This is a genomic window from Providencia sp. UF-224, from assembly GCF_058245955.1.
This window is the reverse complement of record NZ_JBSICC010000122.1, coordinates 1-396: the sequence shown is the minus strand read 5'-3', so window position 1 is coordinate 396 and position 396 is coordinate 1. Positions and strand designations below refer to the sequence as shown.

1 protein-coding gene is annotated in these 396 nt (G+C 31.1%); it reads right to left on the bottom strand.

All coding sequences use genetic code 11. From position 1 onward, the window contains the following. On the bottom strand, positions 1 to 396 hold a 396-nt coding region (locus AC4IFO_RS23115), incomplete at both ends, for an LPD29 domain-containing protein (protein WP_490737869.1).

The following is a 396-nucleotide window of genomic DNA, read 5'->3' as shown; positions in this document are numbered from 1 at the left end:
TGTCGGGCCATCAGTCCATGACACATAATAAGAACTGTAATATTGTTTACGTACAGAAAATTTAGTTTTTGGAAAATGTTTTTTTAATTCAGCTCGGATATTTTTACCGACTATTTTTACTTTATTGTCTGAATTAGCGGTTATCTGGGTTAAGTGTGAATATTGATTATTATTTTTTTGAAATTCGATACCTTGATTGAATTCGTTTTTCTTTTTTTCTTCTGCGGATTTTTCGGCTTGTTCTAATTCTTCTGACTGTTTAATTAATGATCCAATTGTTTCATTATCAACAAATTCATTTTTAACTTCCCACTGAATCCCCCCCCTTAAAATAGATTCTGGTAAGCGATTCGATTTATCACCATTGTAAAATACAATATCAAATTCTGCGTTGCC